Below are 18,399 nucleotides of genomic sequence, written 5' to 3'. Positions count from 1 at the left end.
TTCATTGACACCCTTCCCGGGACGTCCATACAGTTCCGGGCAGATAAAGAACGGTCTCCGGAATGGAATCCGCTTTCGGCAACGGCGCCGTTCCGAATTCACCCGCTCCTGCTCACGTCGTCAAACGAGGGGCCATGGAAACCATTTCGGAAACGGTCGTCGCCGCCCGAGGCACGGACGACGCACCCGGTGGGGAATCGTTCGCGACCCTGCTGAGGTACTGGGCGTGGCGGCTCGGCGACGAGGTCGCGGTGACCTACCTCGACCATCGCGCCGGAGCGGACGGCCGCGCGATCACCCTGTCCTGGCGGGAACTCGACGAACGTGTCGACGTCCTCGCCACCCGGCTGACCTCGTTCACCGGCGCCGGTGACCGGGCCGCGATCCTGGCGCGGCAGTCCGTCGACTACGTCGTCGCCTTCCTCGGCGCGATCCGCGCCGGGCTGGTCGCGGTCCCGCTGTTCGCCCCGGACCTCCCCGGGCACGCGGGCAGGCTGGCCGCCGTGCTCGCCGACTGCGCGCCGAGGGTCGTGCTCACGACCACCGACGGACTCGACACCGCCGCCGGTTTCCTCGCCTCGACGGCGATCGAGCGCCCCGCCGTGCTCGCCGTCGACACCACAGCTCCGGTCGCGGCCGGTGACCGCTCCTGGCCGCGACCGGAACCGGACGGACTGGCGTACCTGCAGTACACGTCCGGTTCCACGAGGACACCGGCGGGCGTGATGCTGACCCATCGCAACGCGCTCACCAACGCCCGCCAGGCGTGCGACGCCTACGCGATCGAAACCGGGACGACGTCCACCGTCAGCTGGCTGCCGCTCTTCCACGACATGGGCCTGATCCTCGGGATCGGCGCGCCCATGGCGGCGGGCGTGTCGTCGGTCCTGATGGATCCGCTCGCCTTCCTCGAACGTCCATCCCGCTGGCTGCGCGCGCTCTCGGCGAGCCCCGGCGCGATCAGCGCGGCACCCAATTTCGCCTACGCCTACAGCGCTTCCCGTGTGACCGAGGCTGAGAAGAGCTACCTCGAACTGAGCCGGGTCATCTCGCTGATCAATGGCAGCGAGCCGGTCCTCCCGTCGACGATCGCGAAGTTCCACGGCGCTTTCGAGGAATGCGGGCTGCGCCCGGAGGTGCACCGGTCGTCCTACGGGCTGGCCGAGGCCACCGTGCTCGTGTCCGTCACCGAGGCGGGCAAGGCGCCGCGAGAGGTCGCCTTCGACCGCGATCAGCTCGCCGCCGGCCTGGCGACGCCAGCGCTTCCCGGCGCGGCGGCCACCACGCTCGTCTCGTGCGGATTCCCGGTGGGGCAACGGGTCCGGATCGCCGATCCGGTCACCGGCGCGCTGGTCGAACCCGGCAGGGTGGGGGAGATCCAGGTCAACGGGCCGAACGTCGGAGTGGGGTATTGGGGACGGCCCGCCGCGGACGGTGTCTTCGGCCTGCCGCCGATCGACCCGGAGTCCGGCGCGGGCTGGCTCGCGACCGGGGACCTCGGCGTGCGCTACGACGGCGAACTGTTCATGACCGGCAGGCTCAAGGATCTCGTCATCGTCGACGGCCGCAACCACTATCCGCAGGACATCGAGCAGACCGTGGAGACCCATCCCGCGGTCCGGCCGCATTCCGCCGCGGCGTTCGCGATCCAGCGCGAAGACGGCGAAGCGGCGGTCGTGCTGGCGGAGCGTGCCAAGGGGAGCGAGGCCGACCTCGTCGTGGCGACCGGTGAGATCCGGCGGGCGGTCTCGGCCGCGCATGGTCTGCGGGCGTACGACGTCGTCTTTCTCGCCCCGGGCGAGATCCCGCGCACCTCCAGCGGCAAGATCAGCCGTGCGCTCTGCCGGAAGTCCTATCTGGACGGTTCGCTGACCGCGCGGCGGCTCGGGTGACCGCGGATATCCGCGCCTGGCTCATCGCGCGCGTGGCCGAGCGGACCGGATCACCCGCCGACCAGGTCGATCCCGATCGGCCACTGCACGAGAGCGGGCTTTCCTCACGCGAGTCGATGGAACTGGCGGCGGAGCTGGGCAGGCACCTCGGCCGCCCGTTGCCGCCGACACTGGTGTGGCAGTACCCGACGATCACCGCGCTCGCCGCCCGTCTGTCCACAGTGGAAGAGACTGCGGCGATCGGCGGCGAATCCCGTGAAGAGGAACCGATCGCGATCGTCGGTGTCGGCTGCCGTCTGCCAGGCGGCGCGGACTCCCCGGAGCGGTACTGGCGGCTCCTGGACGCTGGACGCGACGGCATTCGCGAGGTCCCGGAAGACCGCTGGGACACCCCAGCCCGCGGCGGGTTCCTCGACGACATCGCCGGTTTCGACGCCGAGTTCTTCGGTATCACGCCGGGTGAGGCCGAGACGATGGATCCCCAGCAGCGGATGCTGCTCGAAGTCGCGTGGGCGGCGCTGGAACACGCCGGGATCCCGCCGTCCACGCTGCGCGGGAGCCGGACCGGGGTGTTCGTCGGGCTGTCGGCGGGCGAGTACGGCCACCTGACGATGGCCGATCCCGCCGCCGTCGACGTCTGGTCCGCCACCGGTGCCGCGACGAGTATCACCGCGAACCGGCTGTCGTATCTGTTCGACCTGCGCGGCCCCAGCCTCACCCTCGACACCGCGTGCTCGTCGTCGCTGGTCGCGGTGCACCAGGCGGTGCAGAGCCTCCGCCGCGGCGAATGCGGGACGGCGCTCGTCGCCGGGGTCAATCTGCTGCTCTCACCCGCGGTCACCGCGTCCTTCGAGCGGGCCGGGGTGCTGGCGCCGGACGGGCACTGCAAACCGTTCGACGCCGCCGCCGACGGTATCGCCCGCGGCGAGGGCTGCGGGGTGATCGTGCTGAGACCGCTGAAGGCCGCTCGCCGTGCGGGCGACCGGGTGCTCGCGGTGATCCGCGGCAGCGCGGTCAATTCCGACGGCCGGTCGAACGGTCTCGTGGCACCCAGCCCCGGCGCGCAGGCGGACCTGTTGCGCGACGCGTACGCGGCGGCGGGCGTCGAACCGTCCTCTGTGGACTACGTGGAGGCGCACGGGACCGGGACCGAGGTGGGTGACCCGATCGAGGCCGACGCGCTCGGCGAGGTGCTCGGCGCCGGCCGCGAACCCGGCCGTCCGCTCCTGATCGGCTCGGTGAAAGGAAACCTGGGGCATCTGGAAGGCGCGGCGGGGATGGCCGGGCTGATCAAAGTCGTCCTCGCGATGGTCCACCGGAAGCTACCGCCGACCCCACATCATCACGAACCCAGCCCGCATATCGATTTCGCCGGTCTCCGCCTTCGCGTGGTGCACACCGGGACGGACTGGCCGCGCTACACCGACGTCGTACGCGCCGGGGTCTCCGCGTTCGGTTTCGGCGGCACCAACGCCCACGTCGTCCTCGAAGAATGGCCTGCCGCGTCGTTCGCCGCCCGGGGGAAGGAAACCGAGAGGGCGCACGTGTTCGCGCTGTCCGCTCGTTCGGCCGAGGTGCTCCGGGCGCGGGCGGCGGATCTGGCCGACTGGCTCGAAGACCCCGCCCACCGGTCCGTCTCGCTGGACACGGTCGCCGCGACGCTGACCAGGAGCCGGGACCAGCTGCCCGTCCGTGGCGCGGTCATTGCGGAGGGCCGCGACCGGGTGGCCGCCGCCTTGCGGGCGATGGCCGCCGGACGCGAGAGCGCCGACGTCGTCCTCGGCGAGGCCGCACCCGTGTCCGACGTCGTGTTCGTCTTCTCCGGCTACGGCTCCCAGTGGCCCGGGATGGGCCGTGTCCTGCTGCGCACCGAGCCCGCGTTCCGGGCCGAGGTGGAGGCCCTCGATCCGGTGTTCCGGGCCGAAGCCGGATTCTCCCTTCGTGCGGTGTTCTCCGGCGACTACGACCCGCCGGACCTCGGCGCGACGCAACTCGCGTTGTTCGGCATGCAGCTCGCCCTCGCCGGGCTCTGGCGCGCGCACGGTGTCGTCCCGGCCGCGGTGCTCGGGCATTCGATGGGCGAGGTCGCGGCCGCCGTCGTCGCGGGCGCGCTGGACGTCGCCGACGGTCTGCGCGTGATGGCCACCCGCGCCCGGCTGCTGGCCGAGGTCGACGCCTCCGGCGACGGCGCGATGGCGGTGGTCGAGCTGTCCCCGGCCGAACTCGCCGACCTGGAAGCGGACTTCCCCGGGATCACGGTCGCGGTCTACGCCTCGCCGGTCCAGTGCACCGTCAGCGGTGGAGCCGAGCAGGTCGAGGCACTGGTGTCGCACGTCGAGAACCTCGGCAGGCTGGCGAAGCGGCTTCCGGTCGGCGGCGCGGGTCATTCGGAAGCCGTCGACGCCGTTCTCGGCCGGTTCCGCGCCGAGCTCGCCGGGCTGTCGCCGCGACCGGTCGAAATCCCCTGTTACAGCAGCGTTCTCGACGATCCACAGTGGATGCCGGTGTTCGACGTCGACTACTGGGCGGCGAATCTGCGGCGTCCGGTGCGGTTCAGCCAGGCGCTGGCGGCGGCGACCGCCGACGGATACGGCGTGTTCGTCGAGATCTCGCCGCATCCGGTGGCGCTCGCCGCGATCGAGCAGAGCACCGGCGCGCTCGCGGTGCCGTCCGCGAGCCGCAAGGTCGACGAGCGACAGGCGTTCCTGACCACGCTCGCCCGGCTCCACACCCTCGGGCTGCCCGTCGTGCTCGACGACGGCGGCCCCCGCCCGCTTCCGGTCGAGCTGCCCGGTCCGCGCTGGCGGCATCGGCGGTTCTGGCCGCGCCGCCCGGCGAACCGATCCGGTGGCACGCATCCGTTGCTGGGTGTCCACATCGAACAACCGACCGGCGACGGGCACCTGTGGCGCGCGGACGTCGGAACCGAGACGCTGCCCTGGCTGGCCGACCACGCGGCGATGGGGGTCCCGCTGTTCCCCGCCGCCGGATTCCTGGAACTCGCGCTCGCGGCGGCGAAGTCGGTCCTGCGGCCAGGCGGACAGCTCCGTGTCGGCGGCCTCGAACTGCACCGGGTCCTCCCGCTCGCCGCGCATACCGAGGTGACGACCAGCCTGCGCACTGGACCGTCCGAAGTGGACGTCTACGCGCGGTCCGCGGACGGCGGCTGGATGCGGCACGCCACGGCCCGCGTCCGCGACGGGAACACCGCGGTGGTGCCGTTCGGCGCGGTCGGCGACGACGCCCGGCCGATCGACCTGTATCAGGTGCTGGCCGGGATGGGGCAGAGTTACGGTCCCGCTTTCCGCGGGTTGCGTGATGTCCTGGCGGCACCCGGCCGGGCGTCGGCGTGGATCACCCTGCCCGCCGACGATCCGGCGTACGTGCTGCATCCGGTGATCGCCGACGCCTGCCTGCACGCGCTGGCCGCAGCCGCCGGGGACGTGCTGCGCGAAGCCGACGGCGTGTTCCTGCCGCTGACCTTGGGCGAGGTCGTCCTCGCGGGCGACCCACGCCGCGGTGTCCGGGTCGACGCCGTCCTCGACTCGCTCGATCCAGCCGGTGACGGCCTGGTCGGCGGGGTCCAGCTGATCGACGCCGACGGCGTCGTCCTGGTCGAGTTCCGCGAGGTCTACTGCCGCCGGTTCCAGCGTTCGGCGCTGCCGGTGCCGATGGCGGAGCTGCTGTTCGAGACGGTCTGGCGGCAGGCCGACCTGCCGCCGGCGGCGCCGGGCTCGCGCCGCTGGGTCGTCCTGCACGAGGACGCGCCGTGGCTGAAAGCGTTGGGTGACCGGCTCGCCGGGGACGAACTGGTGACCGTCCCGCTCGGGGACCGGGCGGCGCTGGCGGCAGCCGTGCGAGCCCGTGAGGTCACGGGAGTCCTGGTTTGCGTCGGGTCCGGTGAGCCCGACCCGATGCGGGACGCGCGGATGGTCGCGACGCTCTCCGGTGTCGCCGCCGAACTGGTCGGACGGGCGCCGAGGCTGTGGCTCGTCAGCGCGGGTGCGTCGGCCGTCGAACCCGGCGAGCGCGGAGACCCCGGTCAGGCATGGCTGCGCGGACTCGTCCGTGTTCTCGCCTTCGAGCATCCCGAACTGCGGGCGAGCCAGGTCGACTTCGACGCCGAGCCGGATCCCGCCCTGCTCTGGGTCGGCAAGCTGGCGGCGGAGCTCCGCGCGGACGCGCCGGACGACGAGATCGCCTGGCGCGAGGGCGTCCGCTACACCCGGGTGCTGGCCCGTCCGGAACTCGGCGAACCCGGCCGTGAAACCGTTGTGCGCGAAGGCGCTTACGTGATCACCGGTGGTCTCGGCGGCCTCGGCCTGGTCGCGGCGGACTGGCTGGCCGGACGCGGCGCGACCAGGCTCGTCCTCTCCGGCAGGCGTGGTGCGAGCCCCGCCGTCGAACCGTTGCTGGCGGATTTGCGTGACCAGGGCGTGGACGTCCGCGTGGTGGCGGCAGATATCGCGGCGCCCGGGACGGCCGAAGCGCTGGTCGCGGCCGCGACCGAGGGCGGCCTGCCGTTGCGTGGTGTCCTGCACGCGGCCGGTGTGCTGTCCGACGGTGCCGCCGTCGGCCTCGACGACGACGCGGTCGAGGCCGTCTGGCGAGCGAAAGCGCTGGGGGCGTGGCGTTTGCACGAAGCGACGGCCGGGCGCGAAGTCGACTGGTGGCTGACGTACTCGTCGGCGGCCGCGTTGTTCGGATCGCCGGGGCAGACCGCCTACGCCACCGCGAACGCGTGGGTGGACGCGCTCGTCGCGTGGCGCCGGGCCGCCGGATTGCCGGCGGCGACCATCGGCTGGGGTGCCTGGGGCGAGGCCGGAGCGGCCGTCGGCAACCGCAACCCCGTCCTCGAACCGCTCGGTACGGAGGAGGCGCTGGCGGCGCTGGACGCCGTGCTGCGCCGCGACCGCGCCGCGACCGGGATCGCCCGCGTCGACGCGGGGACCGTCCTGGCCCTGTTCCCGCGGCTGGCCGGACGGCCCTTCTTCGAAATCCTGGTACCGGGCGACGAACCGGTCACCGGACAGTCCACTTGGGACGGACTGGACGCGCTGCGGGCCGTCCTGCCCGAAGCGGCCCGCGAGATGCTGGCCGACTACCTGGCCGGGCTCGTCGCCGGGATGCTCGGCCTCGCCGCGGACGAGATCGACCGGAACGCGCCGCTCACCCGGCTCGGCCTGGACTCGCTCACCGCCATGCGCGCCAGGGGAGTGGTGGAGCGCGACTTCGGTCTGCCGCTGCCGATCCCGCTGCTGCTGCGTGGCGCGAGCCTCGGCGAACTCGCCGACCATCTCGCGGAACAGGCCGGGTTCGGCGAGGCGGGCTCGCGGCCTGCCGGACCGAGTGCGGTCGTCGGGCCCCGCGATCCGGCCGAGCGCTGGATCGCCCGGCACTGGCAGGCGGAACTCGGCTGCGCGGAACCCGGCGTCCACGACGACTTCTTCGCCGTCGGTGGCGACGCCGAGGCGGCCGATCGGCTGCGCGTCGTTTTCGCCGGGCAGCTCGGAGCGGTCCCTGAAGGGCTGTTCGCGACGCCGACGATCGCCGCGATGGCCGATCTGCTGCGCGACGCGATCGAGGGACGCGGAGGCAGCCCTGTCCGGCCACTGCGCGAGGGTGGCGCGGATCCGGTGTTCCTGTTCCATCCGGCGGGCGGTCCGACGAGCGTCTACGAAGGGCTCGTCCGTCTGCTGCCGCAGGGCAGGCCCGTCTACGGGCTCGAACGGATCGACGAAGAGGACACGGTAGAGGACAAGGCCGAGTGCTATCTCGAGCTGATCCGGGAAATCCAGCCGCAGGGCCCGTACCGGCTGGGTGGCTGGTCGTTCGGCGGCTGCCTCGCCTACGAAACCGCCAGGCGGCTGACGGCGGCGGGGGAGCGGGTCGATCTGGTGTTCATGATCGACAGCATCCTGCCGCTGCCCGCGCCGGGGAAACCGGCGCACGAGATCCTGCTGGACCGGTTCGACCGCTTCGCCGAACACGTCGAGCGGACCTACGGCGTCCCGCTGGACATCCCGCGCGAAGACCTCGTCCGGCTCGGCGACGACGAACAGATCCGGCTGGTGATCAGTAGCCTCGCCGCGCAGGTGCCCGGGATGGGGCACGGTGTGCTGCGGCACCAGTACGAGTCCTATGTGGACGCACGCGTGGCCGAACGGTACGAGCCGGAACCGTATGCCGGGCCGGTGCTGCTGATGCGCGCGCAGGAGCCGCATCCGCTGACCACCACCCTCGATCCGCGGTACCTGCGCACCGACGAAGCCCTCGGCTGGGACGCCTTCTGCGCGGATCTGGAGGTCGTGCGGGTACCGGGCGATCACCTGTCGATGATCGACCCGCCGCACGTCGAGGTGGTCGCCGCCGCGCTCGCGGCCCGGCTCGGGGCGCCCAAGGCGGCGCGGCCATGACCGACACGACGGCGTTCCGGATCGCCGACCTCGCCGCCCGCCGGGAAGATCTCCGGATCGCCGAGAAACGGGCGGTCGACCGGCAGCACGCCAAGGGCAAACTGACCGCGCGCGAACGCGTCGAACTGTTGCTGGATCAGGATTCCTTCGTCGAGCTCGACCAGTTCGCCCGGCACCGGTGCACCGAGTTCGGGATGGACGCCAACCGCCCGTACGGCGACGGCGTGGTGACCGGGCACGGCACCGTCGACGGCAGACAGGTCTGCGTGTTCTCGCAGGACTTCACCGTGTTCGGCGGCAGCATGGGCGAGGTCTTCGGCGAGAAGGTCCTCAAGGTGATGGATCTGGCGATGACGCTGGGCTGCCCCGTGGTCGGCATCAACGACTCCGGCGGCGCCCGGATCCAGGAAGGCGTCGTCTCGCTGGCCTATTACGCCGAACTCGGCAGGCGCAACGCGCTCGCGTCCGGGGTCATCCCGCAGATCTCGCTGATCATGGGGCCGTGCGCGGGCGGGGCGGTGTACTCGCCGGCGATCACCGACTTCACCGTGATGGTGGACGAGACCGCGCACATGTTCGTCACCGGCCCCGACGTCGTGCACGCCGTCAGCGGCGAGCGGGTGTCCGCCCAGCGGCTCGGCGGCGCCGCGGTGAACAGCGAGGTCTCCGGGAACGCCCATCACCGGGCCGCCGACGAGCACGACGCCATCGACTGGGTGCAGACCTTGCTCGGCTACCTGCCGTCCAACAACCTCGACGCCGCACCGGAATACGCCGACGAGACCGATCCCGGACTCACCGCCGCCGATCTCGAACTCGACCGCCTGGTGCCCGACTCGCTGAACCAGGCCTACGACATGACCGAGGTGATCTCGCGGCTCGTCGACGACGGCGAGTTCACCGAGATCCACAGTGCCTTCGCGCCGAACATGATCTGCGCGTTCGGCCGGATGCGGGGCCGCACGGTCGGGGTCGTGGCGAACCAGCCGCGGCATCAGGCGGGCGTGATCGACATCGACGCCTCGGAGAAGGCGGCGCGCTTCGTCCGGTTCTGCGACGCCTTCGGCATCCCGATCCTCACCCTCGCCGACGTCCCCGGCTACCTGCCGGGTGAGGCGCAGGAACGGCACGGGATCATCCGGCGCGGCGCCAAACTGATCTACGCCTACGCCGAAGCGACCGTGCCGAAGGTGACCGTGGTGATCCGCAAGGCCTACGGCGGCGGGTACGCGGTGATGGGGTCGAAACACCTCGGCGCGGACGTCAACCTGGCGTGGCCCACCGCCGAGATCGCGGTGATGGGCGCCGAGGGCGCGGTGCGGGTGCTGCACCGGCACGAACTCGCCGCGCTGCCACCGGAGCGGCGGACCGCGGAACGACGGCGGCTCACCGAGGCGTACCGGGAACGCCATTCGAACCCCTATGTGGCGGCGGAACGCGGCTACGTCGATCAGGTCATCGCGCCGTCGCAGACCCGCCTTCAAGTGGCGAGGGCCCTGGACGCGCTGCGGACCAAACGGCAGACCCTGCCGGCCAAGAAACACGGAAACATCCCGTTGTGAGCGAGGAGAAGTGATGAAGCGAACCCGGCGGTGGGGTCTGCTGGCGCTGGCCATGGTGGCCCTGCTCGGAAGCTCGATCCCGGCGAGCGCGGCGCCCGCGCCGGTCTCCGCCGACAACGGGGCGAAGGTCGTCGAGGAGACCTGGCTGGACGCGCGCACGGTCGACCTCAAGATCAGTTCGCCCGCGCTCGGCACCACCGGCATGGTCCGCCTGCTGGTGCCGACCGGCTGGGCCGCGCAGCCCACGCGGACTTGGCCGACGCTGTACCTGCTGCACGGCTGCTGCGAACCGGTCGACTACCGCTCGTGGGACCAGTTCACCGACGTCAAGGCGTTCACCGCCGACAAGGACGCCCTCGTCGTCATGCCGACGGGCGGCCCGGCCGGTATGTACACGAAGTGGTGGAACTTCGGGCTCAGGAGCACTCCCGACTGGGACACCTTCCACACGCTGGAAGTGCGGCAGATCGTCGAACGCGGCTACCGGGCGGGCACCCGCCGGGCGGTCGCCGGACTGTCGATCGGTGGGTACGGCGCGCTCGCGTATTCGTACAAGCACAAGGGGATGTTCACCGCGGCGGCGTCCTACAGCGGGGTGCCGAACACGCTCAACCAGGGCGCGCCGCTGTTCATCCAGGGGATCCTGGCCCGCGCGGGGATCTTCAACTACCTCGAACTATGGGGCGACAGCTGGGGGATGCGGCCGATCTGGACGGCGAACAACCCGTACGACAACATCGACGGCCTGCGCGGCACGGCGCTCTACATCTCGTGCGGGAACGGCAAGACCGGCCCGCTCGACCCGCCGGGGCAGTCCGACATCTTCGAGCCGCAGGCGCTGGCTTCGTCGGTGACCTTCACGGATCGGTTGAAGGCCAAGGGGATTCCGGCGACCGTCGATTACTACGGCGACGGTACGCACAGCTGGCCCTACTGGCAGCGGGCGCTGCGAAACTCCTGGCCGGTGCTGGCTGGTGGACTCGGCCTGTGAGCGCAAGTCCGTGAAGGCCTCCTTGAGGGACTCTGGGTCCCTCAAGGAGGCCTTCACGGACAGCCGCATTCAGAGGACGAAATGCGGGAGAGGTCAGCCGGCGATCAGTTCGGCGAAGCGTTCCGGGCTGACGTTCCCGCCGCTGATGATCACCCCGACCCGGCCCGACGCGGGAATCCGGCCGCTGAGCAGCGCGGCGAGACCGGTCGCTCCGCTCGGTTCGATGACGAGCTTCAGCCGTTCGAACGCGAACCGCATCGCGTCCCGGACCTGCTCGTCGGTGACCAGCGCGATGTCGTCCACGAGCCGCCGGTTGATCGAGAACGTCAGTTCGCCGGGGACGGAAGCGGCCTGGCCGTCGGCGATGGTCCGCGGCACCGGGATCGACACGCGTTCCCCCGCCTCCAGCGAGCGTTTGGTGTCGTCACCCGCGGCGGGTTCGACGCCGACCACCCGGATACCGGGCCGCACGGCCTTCGCGGCGGTCGAGCTGCCCGCGATCAGGCCGCCACCGCCGACCGGGACGACGAGCGTGTCCAGGGATTCGGTGTCCTCCAGCAGTTCCAGTGCCGCCGTGCCCTGTCCCGCGATCACGTGCGGGTGCTCGTAGGGCGGGATGAGTGCGAGACCGCGGTCGGCCGCCAGCGCCTCGCCGATGGCGACGCGGTCGCCGGTGTACCGGTCGTAGGTGACGATCTCGGCGCCGTAACCCGCGGTGGCGTCCTTTTTGGACTGCGGGGTGTCCTCCGGGATCAAGATGACCGCGCTGCTCCCGAGTTCGCGCGCGGCCAGGGCGACGGCCTGCGCGTGGTTGCCCGAGGAGTACGCGGCGATGCCCTTGGCCAGCTGTTCCGGCGAGAGCCGGGAGGCGGCGTTGTACGCGCCACGGAACTTGAAGGCGCCGACGCGCTGAAGGTTCTCGCATTTGATGAAGACCTCGGCGCCGACGAGCTCGTCGAGGGTGCGGGAACGCACGACCGGGGTCCGGTGCGCGACCCCGGCCAGGCGGGCGGCCGCGTCGCGGATGTCGTCGATCGTCACGGGGGTGGTCATGATGCTCCTTGTTCACGGATTTCGGCGAGATAGTTGTAGGCGGAGGCGCGGGAGATCCCGATCCGCGCCGCGACCTGGGGAACGGCCCGCCGCACGGCGAAGACGCCACGCGCGTGCAGGCTGCGGAACAGGTCGAGACGTTCTTCGCGACTGAGTGCGGTCCACGGTTTGTTCAGCCGGAGTTGGTGCTCGTCGACGATCGCGTCGACCACCGCGTCGACGTCGTCGCCGAAGGTGGTGGTCGGCGTTTCGGCGGCGGTGCCGACATCGGCGAGTTCGCCGACGAGGGTCCGCAGCTGGCCCAGCGCGGTGACGTCGAGGTTCACGCACAACGCCCCGAACACCGAGCCGCCGCTGTCGCGCAGCAGCATGGTCGAAGACTTCACGAGCTTCCCGGACGCCGTCCGTGTGACGTAGTTCAGCTGGTCTTCGGCGTCGTCGCCGCGGGCGAGCAGGCCCATGCCGATCTCGCTCATCGACCCGCCGACGGTACGGTCGGTGACCGAGCCGGCGATCGCGACCACCGACTGTTCCGGACGGCGGAAGTCGTGCACCACGACCTCGCAGAACGAGCCGAGCGTCGCCGCGATGCCGTCGGCGACCGGGGCGAGCGCGTCGAGGATCGCGTCCTGCTCAGACATCGCGTACTCGGGCGAGGGCCTCGACTTCGACGACGCCGCCGTACGGCAGGGACGCGACCCCGACACAGGTACGGGCCGGCCTGGGCTCGGAGAAGAACTCCTCGTAGACCCGGTTGAGGCCGTCGCGGTCGGCGATGTCGGTCAGGTAGACGACGACCTTCACCACGTCCGCGCGGGTCGCGCCCACCGAACGCAGCGCGGCGTCGAGGTTGGCGAAGGCCTGCGGGCATTCGGCGTCGAATCCGCCGGACACCAGCGCCCCGGTCTCGGTCACGCCGAGCCGTCCGGACACGGAAACCAGGTCGCCGCTGCGGAAGGCGGGCGGATACGGATGCTCGTTGGTCACGAGACCGACTGTATAAGTGCTGGACGGATTGTCCAACCGAATAAGAAGTGACCTACCGCTCACGCGTGAAGACGGTGATTGATATACCGTATACAGACAGGGAGGGGTCCGTATGACCATGAGTTCCGTGCAGGACGAGGACGGCCGGATCGTCGCGCCGCCGAGCATGGCCGACCTGGCCACCCGGGCGCTGCGCGCGATGATACTTTCCGGCGAACTCCCGCCCGGCACGCGTTTGGTCGAGGCCAAGCTCACCGAGCGGCTCGGGGTGTCCCGCCCGCCCCTGCGCGAAGCGTTGCAGGTCTTGGCGTTCGAGGGACTCGTCGTGCCCCATCCGCGGCGTGGCGTCATCGTCCGCCCGCTGACCCGCCACGACGTCTACGAAATCGTCACCCTGCGCGAAGAACTCGAAGCCTTCGCTGTCCGGATCGGGATCCCGGTCCGCTCGCCGGAGCGGTTGCAGGCGTGCCGCGACGCCCTCGCGGCGTTCGAGCAGGCGGGCCGCGACGGCGACGAAGGTGTTTTCACGCAACGGAAGTACGACTTCCACCAGTCGATCGTCGCGCTGGCCGGGCACGAGCGGGTCACCGAGGCCTATCGCGCGCTTTCCCTGCAGATGCAGCTGTGCATGGCCCTCAACCGCAGCGCCCGCCGTGACGGCGAATCGTTGATGCAGAACGTCGAACGGCACCGCGAGCTGCTCACGATCATCGAAGGTGGAGATCCCGAAGCGGTGTTGCGGGCGCTGGCCGATCACGGTCACGGCAGCTTCCTCGACGCGGTGGTGGACCAGCTCGACGGCGGCACCCCCGACTCGGAACGCTGGCTGGAGGAGCGCCGGCGCCGGTAGTCGAAGGGCGCGGGTGGGTCGTGAGTGATAAAGAGGGTTAGAACGACCCAAATCACTCACGACCCTCGCGCACAGTGGTCAAATCGGGCATCTTGCTCCGAAAGTGTCTCTTGTGGACAGTCAAGGGCGTGCGCCAGGTCTCTGTGGCGAGCATCCTCCCGTCGGCGACTCCATCACGCTACGTTTGACTTACCTCTCAAGAAACCCGAATCGCCACTCACGACCAACTTGACCGACGCCCCTCCGGCTCAGCCCCAGCCGGGCAGGATGAACAGCGGCCAGGTCGCGATCGGCGCGGTCGTGCCGTCACCAGATCCGCTTCGGCCGGCAGGAGGCCGCCAGGGGCGGGCTGCGTCGGCAGCAACTATCGCGCCAGCTGAAGGAAAAGGGGGAGTTGACCAACCCCGTCCGCTAGACCACCTCGAAGTTCGCCATCATCGCCATGTCCTCGTGTTCGGCGTTGTGGCAGTGGAAGACGTACCGGCCGCGATAGCCGTCGAAGCGGGCGATGACCTCGACCGATTCGCCCGGGGCCAGATCGACGGTGTCCTTGATACCGCCGTCGAACGGACCCGGCGCCCGCCCGCCACGCGAAAGGATCCGGAATCCCACCAGATGCAGATGCACGGGATGGTGGATGTCGGCGACGAATCGCCAGATCTCGGTGTCGCCGAGGCGCGGGCTCGCCGACATGAGGTCCGGTGAGAACGGCTCCCCGCCGATCACCCAGCCCGAACGACCGTGGACGGCGCCCGCGCGGAACGAGAAATCGCGCGTGGTGGTGGCCTGCTCGCGGGGGAGCGGCGGGATCTCGCTGAGCTTGGCGGGAACCCGGCTGTCGTCCGCCGCACGGCGCGCGACGACGAACCGCATGACCTGGGCGGTCGAGCCGGTGCCGAGCCGGTTCACGAGGGTGACCTCGGTGCCGACCGGATACCGGCCGAAGTCGACGACGACGTCGTACCGTTCCGCCGGGGCGATGGGGAGATGGTCGTGTGCGCGCGGCGCGTCGAGCAGGCCCTGGTCGGCGCCGATCTGCACGAAACCGCCTCCGCCGGGCGGTGGCGGGTCGAGCGCCAGGTCGTACCGTCGCGCGTTGGAGCCGTTGAGGAGGCGCAGCCGGTACCGTGCGGCCGCGACTTCGTGCACCGGCCATGGCGCCCCGTTGACGAGGATCACGTCACCGAAAACGCCCTCCACGTAAGCACTTTCGACTCCCGGTGTGGTCCGCAGCGAGCGGTCGAGGGAGGGATAGGCGAACTCGCCGTGCTCGTCGAAGGAACGATCGGCGATCATCAACGGCAGTTCGCGTTCTCCCGACGGGAGCCCCAGGGCGTCTTCCTCGTCGTCGCGGACGAGGTGGAATCCGGCCAGGCCCCGGTACACGGCCGGACCGGTGAAATCCATGCGATGGTCGTGGTACCACAGCGTCGCGGCCCGTTGCCGCAGCGGGAAGACGTAGTCGCGCTCCCCGTTCGAGATCCGGGCACGGGCGTCGACCATGCCGTGCCCGGCGTGCGCGGTGTTCCAGCCGGACCGCGGCAGGACGAGATCGGTCGGGTAGCCGTCGGAATCGGCGGGCGTGTGCCCGCCGTGCAGGTGGACCACGGTCGGCACGGGAAGCTCGTTGCGGTGGTGCGCCACCACCGTCCGGTCCCGCCGCGATTCGATCGTCGGCCCCGGGAAGATCCCTTCGTAGCCCCAGATCGGCGTCCGGACGCCGGGCAGGATCTCGGCCGTGGCCGCCCGCTGGGTGATCGTGTAGTGATCGGCGTCGGCCGTCTTTTGTGGACGCAGGACCGGCGGGATCGGCAGCGGTACCCGGAACGGCTCCGGCAAGGGGAGCCCGCTGCGCAGCAACTCACCGGTCCCCGGCGCGCCTTGCGCGAGCAGACGGGGAGCAGCGATCCCGGCGGCGGCGAGGACACCGGCCCCGCCCGCGAGCCCGAGGAAGGTCCTGCGGGGAAGACGGCGGCTCATCGGCGCGCCCGCCAGATCTGCGGCCGCCAGACGGCGATGGTCGTCAGCACCGCTCCGGTGACCAGCGCGACGCCGAGGGGGATGTGCAGATCGAGTGCCCCCGCCATCCCGGCGAGGTACTGGCCGGTCTCGCCCGCGGCGAGGAGCAGGCTGATCCAGAACAGCCAGCGCGGTCCGCGGACCAGCCAGAGGACCAAGGCCGCGATGATCTGCGCGTACGCCAGGTACGAGACCGCGTCCGCGCCCCAGCGGTGCAGCCAGAGCATGTCGTAATCGCCGCCGAGGTAGCCGCCCGCGAACACCGGCTGGCCGATGATCGCGACGGCGTGGGCGCTCACCAGCACCCGGTTCACCACCAGCGTCCCGTTCGCCGTCCGGCTCGGGCTGGTCAGGGTTTCACTCACGCGATCGAACGTAAGAGCCGGGGCCTTATGCTGTCCAAGACAAGATCGGTTATCTGTTCATAACAGGCGAGGTATCAGCAGTGGATCTTCTGGCCCTCCGGTACTTCCAGACCGTCGCCCGGCTCGAACACGTCGGCCGTGCGGCCGAGAAGCTGCGGGTCGCGCAACCCTCGCTCAGCCGGACCTTGGCCAGACTGGAAAACGAACTCGGGGTTCCGCTGTTCGACCGGCACGGCCGCCGGATCAGGCTCAACCGCTTCGGCACCGCGTTCCTCCGCCGCGTCGACCGGGCGCTGGCCGAACTCGACGACGCCCGTCAGGAGCTCGACGACGCCGCCGGGCTGGAACGCGGCACCGTTTCTGTCGCGGCCGAAAGCCTGCTCGCCCTCACCGATCCGCTTCGCACGTTCGTGCCCGGGCATCCGCTGGTGGACGTGCGGCTCTCCCAGGCGTCGGCCGAGGGCATGGCCGAGAAGCTCCGAGCCGGCGACGTCGACCTGTGCATCTCGTCGCAACCCTTGGCGGGCAACGACCTCCGCAGCCGCGTGCTGCTCGACGAACAGGTCTTCCTCTGCGTGCCTTCCGGGCACCGGCTCGCCGGGCGCGGGCACGTCGGCCTGGCGGACCTCGAAGGCGAGCCGTTCCTCACCACACGCCCCGGCTACTGGCAGCGCGCGCTCGTCGAGCGCCTGTTCGCGAAGGCCGGGCTCGAACTCCACATCGTCTGCGAGGGCGACGAAGCCGCCGTGCTCTTCCAGCTCATCGACGCGGGCCTCGGTCTCGCGCTCGTGCCGTCGCTCGGACTGCGGCCGGAGACCAGCCAGACGGTGGTCTGGCTCGACGTCGACGATCCCGATTGCCGTCGCGTGCTCAGCGTCGCGTGGCGCGAGGACACCTATCTTTCGGCCGCGGCACAACGCTTCCGTGACCACGTCGTCGAGCACTTCCACGCACCGGCCGGGCCCCGGTCGCGGTGACCGGGGCCCGGAACGTGCTTACGGGTTGAGCGTGACGCTGTAGGCGCTCAGCGCCTCGCCGATCGGCTGGAAGTACGAGGTGCCGCTGCCCTTGCCGGAGGTGATGCCCAGTCCGACGCTGCCGGAGAACAGGCAGCCGCCCGAGTCGCCGGGGTTGACCAGCGCGCTGGTCTGGATCAGCTGGTACACCGAGCCTTCGGCGTAGTTCACCGTGACGTTCAGCCGCTGCACCGAACCCGAGGTGAGCCGGGTGGTGCTGCCGCTTTTGCTGATCCGCTGCCCGACGGTGGCCGAACCGGCGGAGGCGATCCGCTGGGTGGAGCCGTTCCACAGGGTGACCGCGCCCGGCGCGCTGCCGGTGGTGTTGCGGATCAGGCCGTAGTCGTTGGTCGGGAAGCTGGCGCCCTGCGACGGTCCGACGTTCCACTGCGACACCGCGCGGGTGCAGTGGCCGGCGTCGAGGATGTAGTTCTGGCCGCCGCGGTTGGTGTTGAAGCCGACCGAGCAGCGGGTGCCGCCGCCGGTGATGGCCTCGCCGTTGTAGATCGCGGTGTGCATCTCGCCGGTGGTCCGCTCCACGCGGACCCGGTCGCCGAGCGCTTCCGCGGCCTTCACGAGGGCCTCGGTGCCCTTCGCGGCGTCGGAGATGGTCAGCACGACCTGGTTGGCCTTGGGGTCGAGGCCGATCGAGGTGTGCGCGACCGTGGGCAGCGCCTGCAGGGCGTTCTGCGCGCTCGTGAGCGCCGCGGTGGAGTGCTTGACCACGCGGGCCCGCGCGCCGGCCGCGGTGACCTGGTCGGCGGCGGCCTGGTCGAGCACGTTCACCACCGGTTTGGCGGCGTCGTCGAGGTAACCGTCGGCGGCACGGGAGCCGAGCGACGCGGTGACCTTCTGCAGCGTTTCGACACTGGCCGTCTGCGTCCGGAGGAACTCGACCGCGGCGGCCTGGCTGATCCCGGCTTCGGCGGCGAGGGACGTCACCGCCTCGTGCTGCACCGTGGGGGAGTAGCCCGCGATGGTGGTGGCGGTGGCCGTGGACGGGGCGAGGAAGCCGACGGCCGCGGCGGCGGCCACCAGTGTGGTGGCGGTACGGGCCAAGGGGTTTGTGCGCATACCGGTGACTCACTTTCGCGAGGGAGGATCCAGCGCGAGGGGTGGCCGCACTGGACACAGTGGGGTCGCCGGGCACGGCCAAGGCGACCCGGCACCGGTGATCCGGTGCCGATCATGGTGATCCGCCGCACCGGTGGCGGATACCGACTTTCGTTGGACAGGAAGAAAAATAGG

Annotated in this window: 12 protein-coding genes; 6 read left to right on the top strand and 6 right to left on the bottom strand. The window is 70.9% G+C overall.

Annotated features, from left to right (window positions below; all coding sequences use genetic code 11):
- The first annotated feature begins 134 nt into the window (after positions 1-134).
- From DMC64_RS35950 to DMC64_RS35935, 4 genes are read left to right on the top strand one after another with little or no spacing between them, the layout of a single operon-like run.
- Positions 135-1,892: a fatty acyl-AMP ligase gene (locus DMC64_RS35950; protein ID WP_125737120.1), complete on the top strand. Its 1,758-nt coding sequence runs from the start codon at positions 135-137 to the stop codon at positions 1,890-1,892.
- On the top strand, positions 1,889-8,308 hold the full coding sequence (locus DMC64_RS35945) for a type I polyketide synthase (RefSeq protein WP_125737119.1): 6,420 nt from the start codon (positions 1,889-1,891) through the stop codon (positions 8,306-8,308). The genes DMC64_RS35950 and DMC64_RS35945 overlap by 4 nt, the downstream gene beginning before the upstream one ends.
- Positions 8,305-9,870, top strand: a complete 1,566-nt coding sequence (locus tag DMC64_RS35940) for an acyl-CoA carboxylase subunit beta (RefSeq protein ID WP_125737118.1) — start codon at positions 8,305-8,307, stop codon at positions 9,868-9,870. The genes DMC64_RS35945 and DMC64_RS35940 overlap by 4 nt, the downstream gene beginning before the upstream one ends.
- 13 nt (positions 9,871-9,883) lie before the next feature.
- Entirely contained in the window at positions 9,884-10,861 is a 978-nt protein-coding gene (locus DMC64_RS35935; protein ID WP_038514788.1) for an alpha/beta hydrolase family protein, read from the top strand.
- Between the two features lie 93 nt (positions 10,862-10,954).
- Here the strand turns inward: DMC64_RS35935 and DMC64_RS35930 are convergent, their stop codons facing one another.
- The 3 genes from DMC64_RS35930 to DMC64_RS35920 are packed head-to-tail and all read right to left on the bottom strand — an operon-like array spanning position 10,955 to position 12,901.
- Positions 10,955-11,914, bottom strand: coding sequence for a pyridoxal-phosphate dependent enzyme (locus DMC64_RS35930; RefSeq protein ID WP_125737117.1), 960 nt, complete (start codon positions 11,912-11,914; stop codon positions 10,955-10,957).
- Positions 11,911-12,555, bottom strand: a complete 645-nt coding sequence (locus DMC64_RS35925; protein WP_037336669.1) for a transcriptional regulator — start codon at positions 12,553-12,555, stop codon at positions 11,911-11,913. Before DMC64_RS35925 ends, DMC64_RS35930 begins: the two co-directional genes overlap by 4 nt.
- Positions 12,548-12,901: a RidA family protein gene (locus tag DMC64_RS35920; RefSeq protein WP_125737116.1), complete on the bottom strand. Its 354-nt coding sequence runs from the start codon at positions 12,899-12,901 to the stop codon at positions 12,548-12,550. The genes DMC64_RS35925 and DMC64_RS35920 overlap by 8 nt, the downstream gene beginning before the upstream one ends.
- Positions 12,902-13,013: 112 nt before the next feature.
- Between DMC64_RS35920 and DMC64_RS35915 the strand changes: the two genes are divergently transcribed.
- Entirely contained in the window at positions 13,014-13,751 is a 738-nt protein-coding gene (locus DMC64_RS35915; RefSeq protein WP_081975766.1) for a GntR family transcriptional regulator, read from the top strand.
- A gap of 411 nt (positions 13,752-14,162) precedes the next feature.
- Here DMC64_RS35915 and DMC64_RS35910 read toward each other — a convergent pair whose 3' ends face one another.
- A complete protein-coding gene (locus tag DMC64_RS35910; protein WP_125737115.1) occupies positions 14,163-15,731 on the bottom strand; it encodes a multicopper oxidase family protein in 1,569 nt (522 codons plus the stop codon).
- Positions 15,728-16,135 carry a hypothetical protein gene (locus tag DMC64_RS35905; protein WP_125737114.1) on the bottom strand — a complete coding sequence of 136 codons (408 nt, stop codon included), beginning with the start codon at positions 16,133-16,135 and terminating at the stop codon, positions 15,728-15,730. Before DMC64_RS35905 ends, DMC64_RS35910 begins: the two co-directional genes overlap by 4 nt.
- An 80-nt stretch (positions 16,136-16,215) precedes the next feature.
- On the opposite strand from DMC64_RS35905, the gene DMC64_RS35900 reads away from it, so the two are divergent.
- The gene (locus DMC64_RS35900) at positions 16,216-17,112 is read left to right on the top strand and encodes a LysR family transcriptional regulator (protein WP_125737113.1); all 897 of its coding nucleotides are present in this window, start codon (positions 16,216-16,218) and stop codon (positions 17,110-17,112) included.
- A gap of 18 nt (positions 17,113-17,130) precedes the next feature.
- On the opposite strand, the gene DMC64_RS35895 is transcribed toward DMC64_RS35900, so the two are convergent.
- Positions 17,131-18,225, bottom strand: a complete 1,095-nt coding sequence (locus tag DMC64_RS35895; RefSeq protein ID WP_199755201.1) for a S1 family peptidase — start codon at positions 18,223-18,225, stop codon at positions 17,131-17,133.
- Positions 18,226-18,399: the final 174 nt, after the last annotated feature.

This window comes from Amycolatopsis sp. WAC 04197 (assembly GCF_003947475.1).
Taxonomy (GTDB): domain Bacteria; phylum Actinomycetota; class Actinomycetes; order Mycobacteriales; family Pseudonocardiaceae; genus Amycolatopsis; species Amycolatopsis japonica.
Note: the sequence above shows the minus strand (reverse complement) of the source record. Positions and strands in the feature narration are given on the sequence as shown.

Bases quoted from the DNA above. Each gene is read 5' to 3' on its own strand.
- DMC64_RS35915 (WP_081975766.1), top strand. From the start codon at position 13,014: ATGACCATGAGTTCCGTGCAGGACGAGGACGGCCGGATCGTCGCGCCG.
- DMC64_RS35930 (WP_125737117.1), bottom strand. From the start codon at position 11,914: ATGACCACCCCCGTGACGATCGACGACATCCGCGACGCGGCCGCCCGC.
- DMC64_RS35940 (WP_125737118.1), top strand. From the start codon at position 8,305: ATGACCGACACGACGGCGTTCCGGATCGCCGACCTCGCCGCCCGCCGG.
- DMC64_RS35910 (WP_125737115.1), bottom strand. From the start codon at position 15,731: ATGAGCCGCCGTCTTCCCCGCAGGACCTTCCTCGGGCTCGCGGGCGGG.
- DMC64_RS35895 (WP_199755201.1), bottom strand. From the start codon at position 18,225: ATGCGCACAAACCCCTTGGCCCGTACCGCCACCACACTGGTGGCCGCC.
- DMC64_RS35925 (WP_037336669.1), bottom strand. From the start codon at position 12,555: ATGTCTGAGCAGGACGCGATCCTCGACGCGCTCGCCCCGGTCGCCGAC.
- DMC64_RS35950 (WP_125737120.1), top strand. From the start codon at position 135: ATGGAAACCATTTCGGAAACGGTCGTCGCCGCCCGAGGCACGGACGAC.
- DMC64_RS35935 (WP_038514788.1), top strand. From the start codon at position 9,884: ATGAAGCGAACCCGGCGGTGGGGTCTGCTGGCGCTGGCCATGGTGGCC.